This is a genomic window from Shewanella maritima, from assembly GCF_043643735.1.
In the GTDB taxonomy this organism is placed as follows: Bacteria; Pseudomonadota; Gammaproteobacteria; order Enterobacterales; family Shewanellaceae; genus Shewanella; species Shewanella maritima_A.
Genome location: NZ_JBHZSM010000023.1, coordinates 12030 through 28351, shown reverse-complemented (window position 1 = coordinate 28351; position 16322 = coordinate 12030). Strand labels below are relative to the sequence as shown.

General features: G+C 40.2%; 16 protein-coding genes. 8 read left to right on the top strand and 8 right to left on the bottom strand.

What is annotated here, in order from left to right:
- Positions 1-295: 295 nt before the first annotated feature.
- Complete coding sequence (gene asnB / locus ACHUGF_RS17520) at positions 296-1963, top strand: asparagine synthase B (RefSeq protein WP_394133173.1); 1668 nt, start codon at positions 296-298, stop codon at positions 1961-1963.
- A 149-nt stretch (positions 1964-2112) separates the two neighbouring features.
- The gene (locus ACHUGF_RS17515) at positions 2113-2616 is read left to right on the top strand and encodes a GNAT family N-acetyltransferase (protein WP_394133172.1); all 504 of its coding nucleotides are present in this window, start codon (positions 2113-2115) and stop codon (positions 2614-2616) included.
- Between the two features lie 220 nt (positions 2617-2836).
- Here the strand turns inward: ACHUGF_RS17515 and ACHUGF_RS17510 are convergent, their stop codons facing one another.
- The 3 genes from ACHUGF_RS17510 to ACHUGF_RS17500 all read right to left on the bottom strand — a co-directional run bounded on the left by ACHUGF_RS17510 (position 2837) and on the right by ACHUGF_RS17500 (position 4455).
- Complete coding sequence (locus tag ACHUGF_RS17510) at positions 2837-3187, bottom strand: VOC family protein (protein WP_394133170.1); 351 nt, start codon at positions 3185-3187, stop codon at positions 2837-2839.
- A 98-nt stretch (positions 3188-3285) separates the two neighbouring features.
- Entirely contained in the window at positions 3286-3984 is a 699-nt protein-coding gene (locus tag ACHUGF_RS17505; RefSeq protein WP_394133168.1) for a DUF445 domain-containing protein, read from the bottom strand.
- 93 nt (positions 3985-4077) lie between these two features.
- The gene (locus tag ACHUGF_RS17500) at positions 4078-4455 is read right to left on the bottom strand and encodes a GNAT family N-acetyltransferase (RefSeq protein WP_394133166.1); all 378 of its coding nucleotides are present in this window, start codon (positions 4453-4455) and stop codon (positions 4078-4080) included.
- Between the two features lie 263 nt (positions 4456-4718).
- Between ACHUGF_RS17500 and ACHUGF_RS17495 the strand changes: the two genes are divergently transcribed.
- The 4 genes from ACHUGF_RS17495 (at position 4719) to ACHUGF_RS17480 (ending at position 9603) form a co-directional block, all read left to right on the top strand.
- Positions 4719-8021 (top strand): DUF748 domain-containing protein, encoded by a 3303-nt coding sequence (locus ACHUGF_RS17495; protein WP_394133165.1) that lies wholly within the window; start codon positions 4719-4721, stop codon positions 8019-8021.
- Between the two features lie 74 nt (positions 8022-8095).
- Positions 8096-8452, top strand: coding sequence for a glutathione S-transferase N-terminal domain-containing protein (locus ACHUGF_RS17490; RefSeq protein WP_394133163.1), 357 nt, complete (start codon positions 8096-8098; stop codon positions 8450-8452).
- 122 nt (positions 8453-8574) lie between these two features.
- Positions 8575-9024, top strand: coding sequence for a hypothetical protein (locus tag ACHUGF_RS17485; protein ID WP_394133161.1), 450 nt, complete (start codon positions 8575-8577; stop codon positions 9022-9024).
- A gap of 333 nt (positions 9025-9357) precedes the next feature.
- Entirely contained in the window at positions 9358-9603 is a 246-nt protein-coding gene (locus ACHUGF_RS17480; RefSeq protein WP_394133159.1) for a DUF2986 domain-containing protein, read from the top strand.
- 113 nt (positions 9604-9716) lie between these two features.
- On the opposite strand, the gene ACHUGF_RS17475 is transcribed toward ACHUGF_RS17480, so the two are convergent.
- Positions 9717-11276 (bottom strand): MATE family efflux transporter, encoded by a 1560-nt coding sequence (locus tag ACHUGF_RS17475; protein ID WP_394133158.1) that lies wholly within the window; start codon positions 11274-11276, stop codon positions 9717-9719.
- A gap of 8 nt (positions 11277-11284) precedes the next feature.
- Positions 11285-12133, bottom strand: coding sequence for an ion transporter (locus ACHUGF_RS17470; RefSeq protein WP_394133157.1), 849 nt, complete (start codon positions 12131-12133; stop codon positions 11285-11287).
- A 231-nt stretch (positions 12134-12364) separates the two neighbouring features.
- On the opposite strand from ACHUGF_RS17470, the gene ACHUGF_RS17465 reads away from it, so the two are divergent.
- Together ACHUGF_RS17465 and ACHUGF_RS17460 are read left to right on the top strand one after the other, a co-directional pair.
- The gene (locus ACHUGF_RS17465; RefSeq protein WP_394133200.1) at positions 12365-12808 is read left to right on the top strand and encodes a L,D-transpeptidase family protein; all 444 of its coding nucleotides are present in this window, start codon (positions 12365-12367) and stop codon (positions 12806-12808) included.
- Between the two features lie 84 nt (positions 12809-12892).
- A complete protein-coding gene (locus ACHUGF_RS17460; protein ID WP_394133156.1) occupies positions 12893-13468 on the top strand; it encodes a VOC family protein in 576 nt (191 codons plus the stop codon).
- A gap of 96 nt (positions 13469-13564) precedes the next feature.
- Here the strand turns inward: ACHUGF_RS17460 and ACHUGF_RS17455 are convergent, their stop codons facing one another.
- The 3 genes from ACHUGF_RS17455 to ACHUGF_RS17445 form a co-directional block, all read right to left on the bottom strand.
- Positions 13565-14002 carry a YtoQ family protein gene (locus tag ACHUGF_RS17455; RefSeq protein ID WP_394133155.1) on the bottom strand — a complete coding sequence of 146 codons (438 nt, stop codon included), beginning with the start codon at positions 14000-14002 and terminating at the stop codon, positions 13565-13567.
- Positions 14003-14131: 129 nt separating this feature from the next.
- The gene (locus ACHUGF_RS17450; RefSeq protein WP_394133154.1) at positions 14132-14956 is read right to left on the bottom strand and encodes a hypothetical protein; all 825 of its coding nucleotides are present in this window, start codon (positions 14954-14956) and stop codon (positions 14132-14134) included.
- 69 nt (positions 14957-15025) lie between these two features.
- Positions 15026-15688 carry a hypothetical protein gene (locus ACHUGF_RS17445; protein WP_394133153.1) on the bottom strand — a complete coding sequence of 221 codons (663 nt, stop codon included), beginning with the start codon at positions 15686-15688 and terminating at the stop codon, positions 15026-15028.
- Positions 15689-16322 lie beyond the last annotated feature (634 nt).

The window sequence follows — 16322 nt, the reverse complement described above, 5'->3', positions numbered from 1 at the left end:
CTTTTTTATTACCTCGAGTTAACCCCCTTATATTCACAAATTTAATTGAAAGAATCACTTTAACCGCTGACACTCAAGATCCGTTAAACTAATCCAGCCTAAAGCCAGCGCAATTGAATAATCACTATCAAAAACACCAAAATATTAAATAAACAATAATTTTAAACCCCAAAAACCTGTAAAATACACAACCAAAACCCCTAAAAAACTAAGATTTCAATAAAATCAAATTTGCTATAAAAAGCGAATACTGTCACAGTGCAATCATTAGATTTTATTGCTTTGGAGTTACATTATGTGTTCTATTTTCGCCATTCTTGATATTCAGTCGGATGCAAGCCAGTTAAGGCCTGTTGCCCTTGAAATGTCTAAACTGCTCAGACATCGCGGCCCAGATTGGTCTGGTATCTACACTGACGACCATGCCATTCTTGCCCATGAACGTTTAGCGATTGTCGACGTTGACCACGGTGCTCAACCATTGATCAGCCAAGATGGCAATGTAGTGTTGGCCGTTAATGGCGAGATTTACAACCATAAGCAACTAAAAGCTGAACTAGGCGAAAAGTACCAATATCAAACAAACTCTGATTGTGAAGTTATTCTGTCTCTATACCAAGAGTATGGTCTTGACTTCCTTGATAAAATTAACGGAATCTTTGCTTTTGTTCTCTACGACAAAGCCAGCAAAACCTTTCTAATTGGCCGTGATCATATGGGGATTATCCCTATGTACACCGGATATGATGCTGAAGGTAACTTGTATGTTGCTTCAGAAATGAAAGCATTAATGCCAGTGTGCAAAACCGTGTCAGAGTTTCAACCAGGACACTACCTTAGTTCAGCTGATAAAGAGCCAGTACTTTATTACCAACGCGACTGGCAAGACTATGAAAGCGTTAAAGATAACCCAGCCAGTGTTGATGAATTAAGAGATGCGTTGGAAGCAGCAGTTAAAAGACAGCTTATGTCAGATGTACCTTACGGGGTATTACTATCAGGCGGGCTCGACTCTTCGGTAGTTTCAGCCATAACCCAAACTTATGCCAAACACCGTATTGAAAATGATGGTCAAACAGAAGCATGGTGGCCACAGCTTCACTCATTCGCTGTCGGATTGAAAGAGTCGCCTGACTTAAAAGCAGCTAAAAAGGTCGCTGATGATATAGGCACGATTCACCATGAAATCACCTTTACTTTCCAAGAAGGTTTAGATGCTATTAAAGAAGTGATTTACCACCTAGAAACCTATGATGTCACGACCATTCGTGCGGCAACGCCTATGTATTTAATGGCACGTAAAATTAAGGCTATGGGTATCAAAATGGTGCTATCTGGCGAAGGTGCTGATGAGTTGTTTGGTGGCTATTTATATTTCCATAAGGCCCCGACAGCACAAGCTTTCCATGAGGAGTTGGTTAGAAAACTCGACAAACTGCATCTGTTTGATTGCTTACGTGCTAACAAAGCCATGGCAGCTTGGGGGCTGGAAGCCCGTGTACCATTCTTAGATAAAGAGTTTATGGATGTAGCCATGCGCATCAATCCAGAGGCAAAAATGAGTAAAGATGGCCGTATTGAGAAACACATTCTGCGCCAAGCATTTGAGCATAAATTACCAGCGGAAGTGGCTTGGAGGCAAAAAGAGCAGTTCAGCGATGGTGTGGGTTACTCATGGATTGATGGCTTGAAGGATCATGCCGCGGAACAAGTTGATGATTTGCAATTAGCAAATGCTAAGTTCCGCTTTCCATACAACACCCCTGAATCAAAAGAAGCCTATTTTTATCGCGCCTTCTTTGACGAGTTTTTCCCACTGGAAAGCGCTGCTGAAACAGTACCAGGTGGTAAAACGGTTGCTTGCTCAACACCTGAAGCTTTATTGTGGGATGCAAGTTTACAAGGCATCAATGACCCTTCAGGGCGAGCCGTTAAGAACGTCCATGACAGCGCATATGAATAACTCATTAAATACTAAATGACGTCTTTAGCTTTCTCATTTTTTAAGATTTGAAGGCTTGAAAATAAAGGCTTTAGAGACCAAAACAAACATCACCTTTCGGGGTGATTTTTGTTAATCTGTCACCATCAAAAATCAATTAAAAAGAGATCATGACTGAGACAACAATATTCCACTTAGAAATGCTAACTCCAGATGCTTTGAAACCGAAAACAAACTCAAATGGTTTAACGGTCAATAAAGTGTTGTTTAAACAATTTGAATATAATCGATTTTTATATCAGTTTGTCGGTGCGGCATGGCAATGGACAGATAAGCTCAACTGGACAGAACAACAATGGCAGCAATACAGTGAAGCCGGCAACCTACATTTATTTGTTGCAAGCTATCAAGGCTCTCCCGCTGGATATTACGAATTGCAGCAGCAAGAAGAGGGTAATGTCGAGATAATGTATTTTGGCTTGGGTACGCGATTTATTGGTAAAGGGATGGGCGGTTACCTTCTATCACAGGCAATTGAATCAGCTTGGTCACTCCCCGGCACACGCAGAGTGTGGGTGCATACTTGCTCGTTAGATCACCCTAGTGCATTGAAAAATTATCAAGCACGTGGTTTTAGTCTGTTTAAAACTGAAATTGAATCAACAGTAAGTTAAGTCAGTGACTTACGTTCTCAATAGATTAGGACACCGAACAGAAGTTGCAGCTTTAGCGGATAGTTGATTTAGTAGAAAGTCGATTTAACAAACAATAATGCAGCACCGATAAGTTATATTAAGGGGCTGCACGATATTTACAGCGGATCTTTTAAGAAGCTTGGCTATTGAAAATAGTTAACTCTTGAGCGTTTTCTTTCTGTAAAGCAATGCAAATTAATTATTCAGACCAAACTGCAAACTCATTACCATTTGGATCGGCAAAATGAAAACGTCTGCCACCCGGAAATGAAAAGGTGTCTTTTATGATTTCGCCACCAGCATCAAGCACAGCAGCCATAGTATCTTCTAGTGATAGGCTATATAACACAATTAGCGCGCAGCCTTTATCTAAGTTAAACGATTCTTTTGCAGTGTAGAAACCACCGTCTATCCCCACATCCAAAAAACAGGTGTACTCAGGGCCATAATCTTGAAAGCGCCAACCAAACACACGATTGAAAAAAGCCTTAGTGCGTTCAATGTTCTTCACAGGGATCTCTAAATAATTAATGCTGTTATGCTGAGTCATAGTCAATCCTCGTTATTTGGCCAAGTACTTACAAAAGCTTCATGCTGTAATCTATATGGTGCTATGAAACTAAATAATAAGTTAATAAAGCTAATAAGCTACTGTATAAGAGCGGCAATCAAACCAATCAAACCACCAAATACGCCCCCCCAAACAACCAGCCAGCCTAGATGGGTACGGATCATATCTTGTACGATTTGTTTCACCAACTCAGGCGTTAATTCATTAAGACGCTGTTCAACAATATTGGCCACTTTTGCTTGCATGTCAGCTAACACATCAGGGCGTTCCAGTTCATTAACTAAGATGTGATTAAACTCTTCGCTTTGAGTCAGCTCCACCAAAGACTGTTTCATCTTGTCGATAAATGGCTCTTTTAATGGTGTAAGCGCTTCGGCACCACCGAACATTGCCAGCATATTACCCAATGATGATTGTTCTACTGTGCTAACTAACGCGTCAAACGATGGCTCTAAATCCACTTTATCAATCACGGGCGTTAAATCGATAGTTTTCGCATCAGATGAATTTAAAAAACGGTCAATATTTTCCTGAGTAAAGAACTGATTCATCATCAAGTGATGAATACCTGCTTTAAACTCTTCAAACCGTGAAGGCACAACACCTGAGCCATATAAACCAGGCACTTTTTCGAAAAGCATATGAATTGCTAACCAATTAGTTATGGCTCCAGATAAGGCAAACATGCCTACGGTTAACACGATAGGTTGCTGCAATCCATACCCGAGCGCAACGCATGCTGCCGCGAGAAAGTTTGTCACTACACTTTTATTCAACTCAGTTACCTCAATAAAAAAACTCAGACATTTTATCAAAACTATCTGAGTTTGTGAGTGAAATTGGGGCTATTGTACTCTTTTAAAAGTAACTTATAACAACAACTCTTCTTTATGCTTATGATCGCGAGTCACAAACATGACTTCAGTGCCGTCGGCTAATTGCTTCGCCTTGTCCATCATGCTCCTTGCCACTCCACGCCCTCTATACTCTTCCACGACAAAAGTATCTTCAAGGTACCAAACAGGCTTTAAGTAAACAGACGAAAAAGAGGGGTAAAGCTGGATAAAACCAATGATATTGCTGTCTTGGCAAGCAACGAAAATGATTGTGTCATTTTCAGCTATGCGATTAATAAGAAACATTCGACAGGCTTGAAAATCTTTTTCTTGCCCTAGTTGGTGCCTAAATTGGTTCAACAAATGGCTCAACGGCTCTATATCAGTACTAGCAGCGAGGCGAATTTGCATTTTTCATCCTTGAATAATCATTAGAAAGCACAACATACTCTAATTCGTGTATGCAGAAAAGAAAACAGTAAAACTTTGAATATATTGACGATATATTTTTCACAACTCATTTTACGGGGCTATCCATTAGATGTTGTGCATTAACCGAATACTAACCAATCGATTAACATTTGTCCACGTAAAAACTGTACAACAATTTTGCAGCGTTTTAGGTTACATTTGTTTAAACTACCTACTCTACATGGATAATTTTGGCCTAGGCAATGAAGCAGTTTCTAGTGAATCTTTCCGCTAATTTTTTTAATCGACCTCGTTACCAACGTTGGTTGAGTTATTTTGCAGTAACCTATTTAGTATTTGTGAGCACTGTTGGACTTATTTTACCTTATATAGTCACGCAGCAATTACCTAAGCAACTCTCGCAAATGCTGAATCGTGATGTAAGCATTGCATCAGTCAGTGTTAACCCCTTCACGTTTGAAATCACGGCCAATCAATTCTCGATAGCACAAGGTCAGCTTTACAATAGCAACCAAGCATTGTTTGAATTCAACCGCCTCTATGTTGATATTGGCTTCTGGCGTTCACTTTCTAGCTTTTCAGTCGTTGTAAATGAGGTTTACCTCAATCAACCAGCGATAAAAGTCGCGCAGCTTTCATCAACAACACAATTTAGCTTCAGTTTTGATGACATCATCAAGCACCTAGCCAATCAAGCTGAAACAAGCACAGAGGCATATGCTTCAGACGAAAATACATCCATTTTTCCATTAACTGTGCAGAAACTGAATATTAACGATGGCCAATTAGAAATTGAAGATAAGCATTCTGCAACTCACTTACGCTACCCTCAAATCAATTTATCAGTGAGTGAGTTTAATACGCGTGCAGCAATAAAACCTCAAGACAAGCCATCTTCAAATACCCAAACTTTGTCAGCATTAAATGCATTTTCATTTCAGCTCCAAGATGCAGCAAACAGCCAATTAGTATTGGATGGTCAACTGCAGCTAGCCCCATTCATCCTTGATACAAAGCTTGAATTGACACAATTTGATTTAAGCTATTATTTCGCATTAGTAGAGCAATATGTAGATGTTCAGCTGACCTCTGCGAAAGCCAATTTAACCAGCAACATATTACTCAAAGAATCCAGTTTACTCGCACAAGAAACCAAGCTGGCAGAGCAACCATCGGTTGAGAAAACAATAGAGCATTCTTCAGCGACGGTATCGAAACCAGACAAGCAGATATATGCCTATATCACCAACACTGACTTTTCCATCAATCAAATGGATTGGCAGGCACAATCTCAGCCTAAATCTGTAATCACCATTGATTCATTCGGCCTTGATAACCTTAACCTCAACAATGAAACACAAAATATTGAGATTGAGCGTTTCTACGTTAACAACAGTCAGGTTAATACCCAGATAGATGACTCAGGCGTAAGCCTAGTTAAGCTATTCACGCCTAAATGGCCTAATTCAAATGACCCCGTTACCCGCTCTTCGGCAAAGGCTGAAGTTAAAACAAATGCGAAGAAGAACAGCGAAGAAAAGACGAAGGATGGAAGTAAGCCTGATAGCAGCCCATGGCTTATAAGTCTTGCAGCTGTTGAGTTAAGCAACCAAAATATGAGTATTACCGAATCAGTCGCAACTCAAAACCCCATCATTTGGGATATCGAAAATATCAATGTTACTACAGGCGAAATTCACTCTGATTTAGCCGCTGCAATTGACTATCAATTATCAGCCCAAATCAACCAACAGGGAACATTGAACGTCACAGGTAACATAGAGCCGAGTTCGCTCGCAGGACAAGTCAATTTTGAACTAGCATCATTTGCACTGCCCGACTTACAAAGATACATCGCTCCTCATATCAACATCACATTAAGTGATGGCGCTTTCTCAACTAAAGGGCTTGTCACTCTATTACCTGCCACAAACCAAGACCAAACAGACAATGTGAAGGTAACAGGCGACCTTCAAATTGAACAACTCAATATTGATGATAACTTATTGAAAACCAGACTGGTTAATTGGCAAAACATGACGATAAACCAGTTTGATTTCGACCGACACGCAAACCAACTATTGATTGACCAAGTGAATTTTGAAGCGTTATTTGGTCGCTTTGTTATTGCAGAAGATGGCACGACCAATGTAAATCATTTATTTGAAGATCCTGCTCAACAAGCAACTGAAGCAAAAGCCTCTGAACCAAAAACAACGGAGTCCGAAGAAACTGAAAATAACGCCACACAACATCAGAACAGTAATTCAGAGGTTGTTGCTTCAGCCACTTCTACTAGCAATGTGCAGGGTGAAAGTAAGCCTGTTGCACTGTCGATAAATGACATCAACATCAATAACAGCTCAGCCTTTTTTGCGGATAATAGTTTAACCCCTAACTTTGCCTCAGCTATCGAGATGCTAAATGGTAAAATATCTAACTTGACGACCCAAACAGATAGCAAAGCCAAAGTCGATTTAGAGGGTAAAATTGATAAATACGCGCCGATGAGCCTTAAGGGTGAAGTCAATCCTTTGCTAGAGAAACCCTACGTAGACCTCAACCTCAACTTTGATAGAGTTGAGCTCACTTCTGCTAATCCATATTCAGGTACTTATGCCGGCTATTACATTGATAAAGGCCAGCTTTCAATAAACCTGAAATACCAAATTGAAGACAATCAATTGCAGGGCAGTAATCATGTGGTAATTAATCAATTGGAATTAGGTAAACCTAGCAATAGTTCACTTGCAACCAGCTTACCTGTGACCTTAGCGATTGCCTTATTACAAGACCGGCATGGTGTCATTGATTTAGGTGTTGATGTTGAAGGTGATATGGATTCGCCAAGTTTTAGCTTCGGTGGTGTTATCTTACAAGCGATGACCAATGTGATCACCAAAGCCGTCACTGCACCATTTTCATTATTGGCGGGCCTGATTGACGGTGATGAAGATGATTTAAGTCAGGTTCAATTTGCAGCAGGACAAGTCACACTGGATGAAGATCAACAACAAAACCTAACCTCACTTGCCGGTGTGCTGGTTGACCGCCCATTATTAATGTTGAGCTTAAAAGGGGCCGTCGATAGTGTGAATGACAGTCAGGCTCTCAAACGTCAAAAGCTTGCTAACCAATTAGCTCAGCAAGCTCAAATAAAAGATAACAATGTTGTGTTGCCAATGGCAGCCAGTCAAATCCCGGAATCAGGGCCAATTGTTGATGCATTAGAAGCCTTATTTAACCAGCAAATAAGCGATAACTCACAAGATGAAATTCAGCAAGCCATACAGACTGAAATACCAGATATTGACGCTAAACAACTGGCTGAGCGAACTCGAATCACCATGTATAACCTATTATTGAAAGCGACTGATGTAACAGAGTCAGAATTAGGCAGCCTTGCTCAGCAACGTGCTGATGCCGTTAAGGCGTATCTTGTTGACACGAATCAAGTGGATCCTAGTCGAGTGTTCATCGTAGAGAGTAGAATTAACTACGCCACTGATGCAGCAATGGTTAACATCACCCTAGATGCCAATTAACCGGCGCCACTTTAAAGTGTGACGAACATCAAGTAGAATCCGCCTTTAAGATAGATAACACTTAAAGAGACCACATGTTTATTATTCGTTGGATACTAGGAAAGATTATTTTATTGCTAAATTTTATCTTTTCACCAAAGCAACGCCAAAGACCTGTAACAGAGCAACAAACAATTGATCTTCAGACGAAAAACATGTCTTTATATCAGTATCAGGCTTGCCCGTTTTGTGTAAAAGTGCGTCGAGAAATGCGCCGTCAGAGTATCAATATAGAAATCCGTGACGCAAAAATTGAAACTATCAAGTCTGAGCTAGAAAAAGAAGGCGGCAAAGTACAAGTCCCTTGCTTGAAAATTGTTGAGAATGGTCAAACTCAATGGATGTATGAATCTAAAGCAATCATCGATTATCTCAATCAAAGATTTGCATAAAGACATAGCACCTTTCGAATAGTGTAAATAAACTTAAAGCCGAACATATGTCCGGCTTTGTTATAGGCAGCTAAATTAATTTTAGGTATGCTTAAACCTCACTAATAATAAGAGACACCACTTTGCGCAATCTAATTAGTATACCTATTGTCTGTATCTTGCTTTCAGCTTGTAGTTCAAGCCCAATAGATCCTGAAGAATTCGCAGGTCAGTTTACCGATAGATTTACCACCCAAATAAAAGGCAAAGAAATCAAGCTGTTCACCTATACTGCACGGCTAGCCACGTCCACAGAAAGAAACCTTGATGAAGGTTTACCCCACTCTCAACGGGTGAACCGTCGTAAACAAGACGCCAGAAGTTATGCACGTGAGCAAGCTCGAAGAGAAGAACAAAGAGAAGCTTGGGAAGAAAATGTGCAACTCGGTTTGGATAAAACCTTAGCCATGACAGGTTATTGCCGCACAGGATATATTGAACTTAGTCGCTATGTTGTCACTGACCGCGCTGAAATTAGAGGTGAGTGTAATGAAGGTGCCACTGAGCAAGATATACAAAAGTTCGCAGATTAACTATGCCCATCATTAAGCTGCCTAACTAAGCCTAACTAAGGTTAGTTAAGCAGTTAATTGCTCCTCTTTACTAAAACACCTATTAATCATTTTTAAAGGCAAAGATTAAACCACGGGTTAACTCAATTACCGTCTACTTACCCACTTCGCCCTATTGCGTGTTACAATTTACCGATTATCTTCCAGCAATTGCACAGGTTACAAAAAAAGAGTCATACTCTTTTTGGCTTTCACATTGACGCTTCAAAGACACGTCACCCATAGTCATAATATCTGATGCATTTATAGCGATGACCACAGCGTCTAGCGACCGAAATTTAGAGAGTTGTACACATGAACAGAAAACAGCAGATGAATAAAAAGATGGCGAAGCGTGCCAAAGCCAAAAAGAATAAAGTGTCGCAACCTAATCCTTCAAATAAGCCTGTAGAAAGATATATTTCTAAAGCTGAGCGCGCAAAGATGGAGCAAGCTGAACAACAGCCTGTAGAAGTCGCACCTGCTGCAGAAGCAGAAACAGAAACAGAAACAGAAACAGAAACAGTAGACTCAGAAACGGCCTCTGAAACAAACTCATAAATCGCCTAGTCTACTAATCGAAATAGACTAATCAAAATCGAATGACAAAATCGACTAGCTTATATAAAAGCACCTTAGGGTGCTTTTATTGTTAGTAGAGTCCTTAAAAGTAACTACTTAGTGCCGTCTTTGTCTGGCTTTGTTGTTTGTTCTTGCTCGGCTTCATTAGCCAATTGCTCACAATAAGGCTTTTCATCTAATTGCGCCATTTGCACACAGGCAGAAGACAAAGGAGACGATGTCACCACAGTCTCTGGTGTCTTAAGCGGATCGACATTGGTTGTTGTAGCACCATCGTCGTTAACCGCTTGCTTATTATCCTGCTGATCAGGTGTTGTAAACTCACTGGCATGCTCACTTAATTTATCCACTAATCGATAAGCGACAATGACCCCAATGACACCAAACAAAATAGAGCCGATGACTTGACCAATCAATACACCGTACACACCACCTAATTGAGCGCCAACATACACAAACGGAATGGTACCAACCGTAGCCTTACCCACGTTAAACAATGTGGAGTACTTGGCTTTACCCAAATTATTGAAAGACGCATTGGCGACAAATAAAATACCTGAAAACACAAAGAAAACAGCCATATACTGGCAAAAGAAAATAATCAGTTCAGCCGCATCACCTTGCATATCAAATACCGACACAATTTGATGTCTCAATAAGAACAACAGCACAGTCATCACTAACACATAAACGGTACAAAACTGTATTGCTTTAGTGAGTGTTTGTCTCACTCGCTGATAGTTATTCGCCCCATAATTTTGCCCGACAATGGGGCCAATGGCGCCAGATAGCGCGAAGATCATACCAAATGTCACTGGGATAAGTCGGCCTAATACAGCCCAACCAGCAACATAGCTGTCACCAAAGTCAGCAATCGCTCTGGTCACTACCGCATTACCAATGGGTGTGGCTATATTGGTTAACATTGCAGGGCCAGCAATAGCAAAAATAGTCGGTAAATCCTCAACAAACTCGTTGAAGTTAAACTTGCCCATGAGTTGATGTTTCACCACCACACCATGACCTGAAATCACTAACACGGCAATTCGAGCGCACACTGAAGCCCATGCCGCGCCTTCAATGTCCATCGAAAACATAAAGATAAATATCGGGTCTAAAACGGCATTCACCCCACCACCCGCTAAGGTAGAGTACATAGATAACTTCGCATCTCCCACCGCACGTAACGCGCCGCCTAATGCCATGGCCAACGCAATAATGGGTAATGAAGGGATTAATATATAAAGATAACTTTTGGCCAGTTCCGCGGTATAACCGGTGGCACCAATTAATTGCAATATTTCTGGAATGAACATCAATACAATTACGGCAACCAGTACACTGGTGATTAAGGTCACCACGGCGCTGTTTAAAAATAGTCGCTTAGCGAGAGCCGTTTGCTTTGCACCAACAGATTTTGATACTAACGCGCCCAAGGCAATGGATAAGCCAATACCAATTGATGTGGTAAAAAATGATATGGTTCCCGCGTACCCCACTGCAGCAGCAAGCTCTTGCTCACCCAGCAAACTTAAGAAAAAGATATCCAGTAAATCAACAACAAACAGGGCTGATATGCCAACGGCTGCAGTTGAGCTCATCACCAGTATGTGACGTAATATTGAACCTTCAACAAACTTGGCAGTGGTCATTATTTTCCTTAATCTTGCTCACTTAATGGCGATGTTTCTAATTCTGTGCCGCAATGATTGCAATACTCGGCGTCAGTATCATGGCCACGATGACCACAGTTACTGCACTTTCTCAAATCTCGTTCTCTAACCATCTCATTAGACAATTCTGCGGTAAGAATGCCGGTCGGGATCGCTAAAATAGAATAACCTATCAACATAGTGACCGACGCAATCGCCTGTCCCAGTGGTGTTTGCGGCGTAATATCTCCGTATCCCACGGTGGTGATGGTCACAATTGTCCAATACATTGATTTAGGTATTGAAGTAAACCCTCGCTGTGGCCCCTCAACCACATACATGATGACACTTAACACTAAAACGATCAGGCTGACGGAAAAGAAAAAGATAAATATCTTACGGCTCGACATCACCATTGCTCTAAGCAGGATATTGCCTTCACTTAAATACCTTAATAATTTGAGTACCCTGAAAATCCTAAATAACCTAAGTACTCTTATCGCCAAAGCAAAATTTGCACCCGGGAAAAATAACGCCAAATAGCTAGGTAGAATAGACACAAGGTCGACCACACCAAAAAAACTGCGCGCATAATGCCAGCGGTTAATTGAACAATATAAACGGACGATATACTCAATGGTAAATATGCCAGTAAACACCCACTCTGCAATACGTATGACATCGCCATATTGTTTATTAACCGCTTCGATGGTGTCGAGTAAGACCAAGCTGACACTCAGCACAATACAAATCATTAAAACAATATCGAACTTTCGCCCTGCAGAGGTTTGCGTGCCAAAAATGACCTGTCGTAAAGTTTGTTTTAATTGCGTGTCGTTTTCAGCTGGACTTGGCATAGTGACTCACTATTTACTCGAAAAATAACCTAAAAAATGATCTTATTAATTTCAATTATATGCACACATCGGTAAAATCATTACCAGATACACGATAAAATCGATTTTACTCTTACAAATTAATTAATAACAATAAAAAATCGATTAGGAGAAATAATGCGCCACCTTAGTTGTTTGTTTTACCTTTGTTTTCTATTTGCATGCTCGCTTTATGCTACATCTGCCCAAGCAATGTCAGCCATACAAAACACCAAGGTTGACCTCGTCATCGTTAATAAATCTGCATCAGAAATGAAAGTGCTAAAGCAAGGCAAAGTCATCAAAACTTACCGAATTGCCATGGGCGATGCTCCCCAAGGGCATAAGTTAACTGAAGGTGATCAGCGCACACCACAAGGTCGATACATTCTTGATTACAAAAAATCAGACAGTGCTTTTTACCGCTCGATTCATATCTCCTACCCTAACGATGAAGACAAATTAAGAGCTAAAGCATTGGGGATCAGTCCTGGCGGATTTATCATGATCCACGGTGAAAACCCCAATTCAAAATTATCGCCAATTGAGCAACAAAAATATAATTGGACCAATGGCTGTATTGCCGTCACCAACAAAGAAATGGACGAGTTATGGCAGATGATTGAGCCTGGCACCCCCATTGAAATTTGGCCTTAGCTTGTAAATAGCTATAAAAACTGTCTAATGAATCCAATTGTCGATACTGTTAAACAACAGCATTGAACCAAGCAAAACTATCATATGGAACACTCGATGAACTATGCCCAACTGCAAGCAACATGGCCTGCATTCTCAAGTCGTATCAATGCTTTTGTGACTGAGCTTGGATTAGATAAACTCAAACTAGACTGCGATCATACCGCGTTACGCGTCAATCAATTAAGCACCGCTGAAGCGTTGGCAGAGGAATTTAGCCAGCACGGTGAAATCATCTCTAACAATATGATTAATGGCAGACCGATATTAATCATTAAGCTTAATACGCCATTACAACTTGAGTCAGGCGCTACGGATTGTGTTGAACTGCCCTTTCCTTCAGATAAGCATTACCCACAAGAAGGTTGGGAACACATTGAACTGGTATTGCCATCGAGCGCACAAACCTGTGAACAACTGAGCCAAGCACTCATAGCAGCAGTGCCAAATTTAGCCGATGTTATTACAGGAAAAACAGCAATCAAAGTGAAGCTCAGCTCCCCACAAGGCGACAATGAACGCCTAGCAAACCCCACCATTGCTTTTAAACACCAAGGTTTGTGTGTCAAAGTTCACCCTCATAGTATTGAAGCGATTATAGCTAGTGAACAAGAGCAGTAAGGTGTGAGGTTAATGCCGCATTAAGGTACGGAATACCTAGACCTACACTTGAGCGAAGCGAAGCCAGCGCACTTGCTCTTAAACGCTTTTTGGGGCTTACAGCGCCCCAGTTGTATAAGCTATCAGCTCAACAATTTGCTCTGTCGATGTCGCCCAAGCCTGAGCTGAGGCGTCAACTTCCTTAAGCGCGTGAATTAGAGTTTCATCGTGCAAGGTAATATAAGGTTTGCTTAGTGCTGCACAAAAACCAGCATCGAAAGCTGCGTTCCATTGTTTGTATTTATCGCCAAATCGAATAATGGCTAGATCACATGATTTAATAGCAGTTTGAATACGGATCGCATTGACTTTCGCAGACTTGTGGTCTCGCCAATATTGCTTACTTTCCGCACCCAAGCAGTCGCCAGCAGCATCACTAGACGCATGATCTGTGTTCGCAGATATGAAGGTCACGTTTAGGTTTTTCTCCTCACAACCGGAAATAATCTTATTGCGCCAATCCGTGTGAATTTCTCCTGATAAATATATTTTCAATTTTCTATTACCTTGGTTAATTATTCTGTTTCACAATGCTAACGCCTCACAAAGAGGCAAAAAAGTGTTGGCAAAAATCAGCGAGGCACGAGCACGGCCAGCTGTTTTTTTGTCCTTTTAAGTGACTTGTTAGCACTTTTTATCGAACATAGTGACTACAGAGTAATCCTTATCATATTTTTCTTCAATTTGTTCTATGACTGCCACGAGATCCTCATTTTCTAAAACCTCATTTACATTTGAAACAAACTTATCTTCAATTACTAACTCTGAAATATCCAAACGGTATCTAGCTTCTTCAATCTCAGTAACGCTTCCTATAACGACAAGAAACAAACCAAAATAATGACTTCCTACAGGTGCGTTAATCAGGAATATACACGCGCACGATTTCTCTTTATCGAAACCTTCACCATTGACTCCAAATTCAACCTTTAAGCTTTCGTTAGGCACATTTAACAGTTGTTCTAACTGACATATTTCTTGAGAATAGTTTGATATTTCATCAAACGTTATATCAACAACTTCCGTTACATCAAACTCAGATATTAGTTTAACTGAAGAGTCTAATGCTTTTATTTCATTAGAAAAGTCAAAATTTTGATTTGAGCAACCGACTTTAAATTCAAGTCTAGGTAAATTGGGAAAATGAAATTCAGCTAAAATATTTTCGCCAGAAGAGGATAATAGCGACAATAGTTTGATAGCATTTCTAAAATCATGAACAGGGAGTCTCACTCCTTCACCGAAAGAAAATGAGTACGTAGCCTCACCTGTAAAAGGATTAAATTTTAAATCAAAGAAATCACCTTCAACTCTCATTTTCCAAAGCTCTTTTGAGGCGAAAGAGTTAAATGGAGAATTAAATAAACGACATTTAAAAGAGAGTCCAGGTGACAATTTTTTTTCTTTAAACTTAATAATCCCAACTGAATTAGGTTTTAAGTTGGGCATTTCTAGCTTTCCATCTATAGAATCAATAAATGGGCTTTTACTTAATATGCCAAAGCGAGTTTTAGTTCCTTAAAAGGTACTAATATCAACAGATTTTTCAGCTCCAATCGAAACATCAATTAACTTTTTAAGGTTTTCTTCACCGGTTGTTGTAAAAATCATTTGAGCAAACCCATCTTCAAAGCCCGATTTTTCTAAGTGTTGCTTTTTATTTGCAACATATGCGGCCATATTGGAACCAATATATTCTTCAAGTTTGCTTTTTAAACATTCCCCATCTAGAGAGTTTAACTTATGGCTCTCATCATAATTGATTGTCATTGTTCTTTTGTTAAAGTTGTTTTCTTTATCGCTTTGCTCTAATTCATGCAGTCTTTTTAATACTTTTGAAATTAACTCATTATCCACATGAACTACGTATGCATCTTGTGCTGAAGGAGCTCCTCCAAATTCAATAAACACAAAAAAAGAAGGCATTTGTGCCGTAATTAAACGCCTGAGATTAGATAAAGTTATAGAGAGTTTTCGTTCAGTTTTATCTGTTGCCTTGACTTGAACTTTGCATTCTAAAGCTGCGTTGTGAACTTTGTCTGAATCGTTTTCATTTTTGAAGGGGAATTCTACAAAAAAATCCCAACCAGTTTTATCTATTTGAGAACCATTAGGAATTATTCCTGCATCGCCACACCAAAGAGAAAAGGCACTTTCTCCCATTAACCCCAAATCTCTCATGACTCCTCCTGAGTGCTAACATTTGTATAGTGCGCATGCGCACATAATGGGATTAATGCGCATTAATTCTGAATACCTTGAAATATGCGCACGGTTAACTATTTGTATTTCATTAAGTTAACAAAGGTTGAACCAATACACCATCTGGTAAAATGCGCAAAGTGTGAAAACTTGGTGTATTCAAGTTTTTATCCATATCAATTAACGTCGTGGCGCTTCCAAGGGAATCAGTTGAACCTGCAGGTTATTCTTTAATAGTAGAATGCTAACCGTGAAGATAAGTGTTACATTTCAACAATGTCGCAGTCTACAGTTATTCCCCATTCCAAGTTGCTGAAATACGTAGGCAAAAATTCCGTATAACCATCATGGATGATGGTTAAGGCTCAGGGGCACATGGATGTGCCATCTGAGCTGTTAGGTATTTTTATTGGAGTATGAAGCTTATTCGCTTTGAAAGAATAACTTGGTTGGGGCGCTGAGGGTTTGTTAAGGGAGGCAAGCGCTTCCTCCCTTGACTCGGGTGTGGGCGAAGCGCCACGACGTTAATCCAAACGAAGTTTGAAAAGGATACACTGTGGTGCTAAATCGAAAGTATCAGCATTTCACTCTTACCAATAAAAGAGGTGACCAA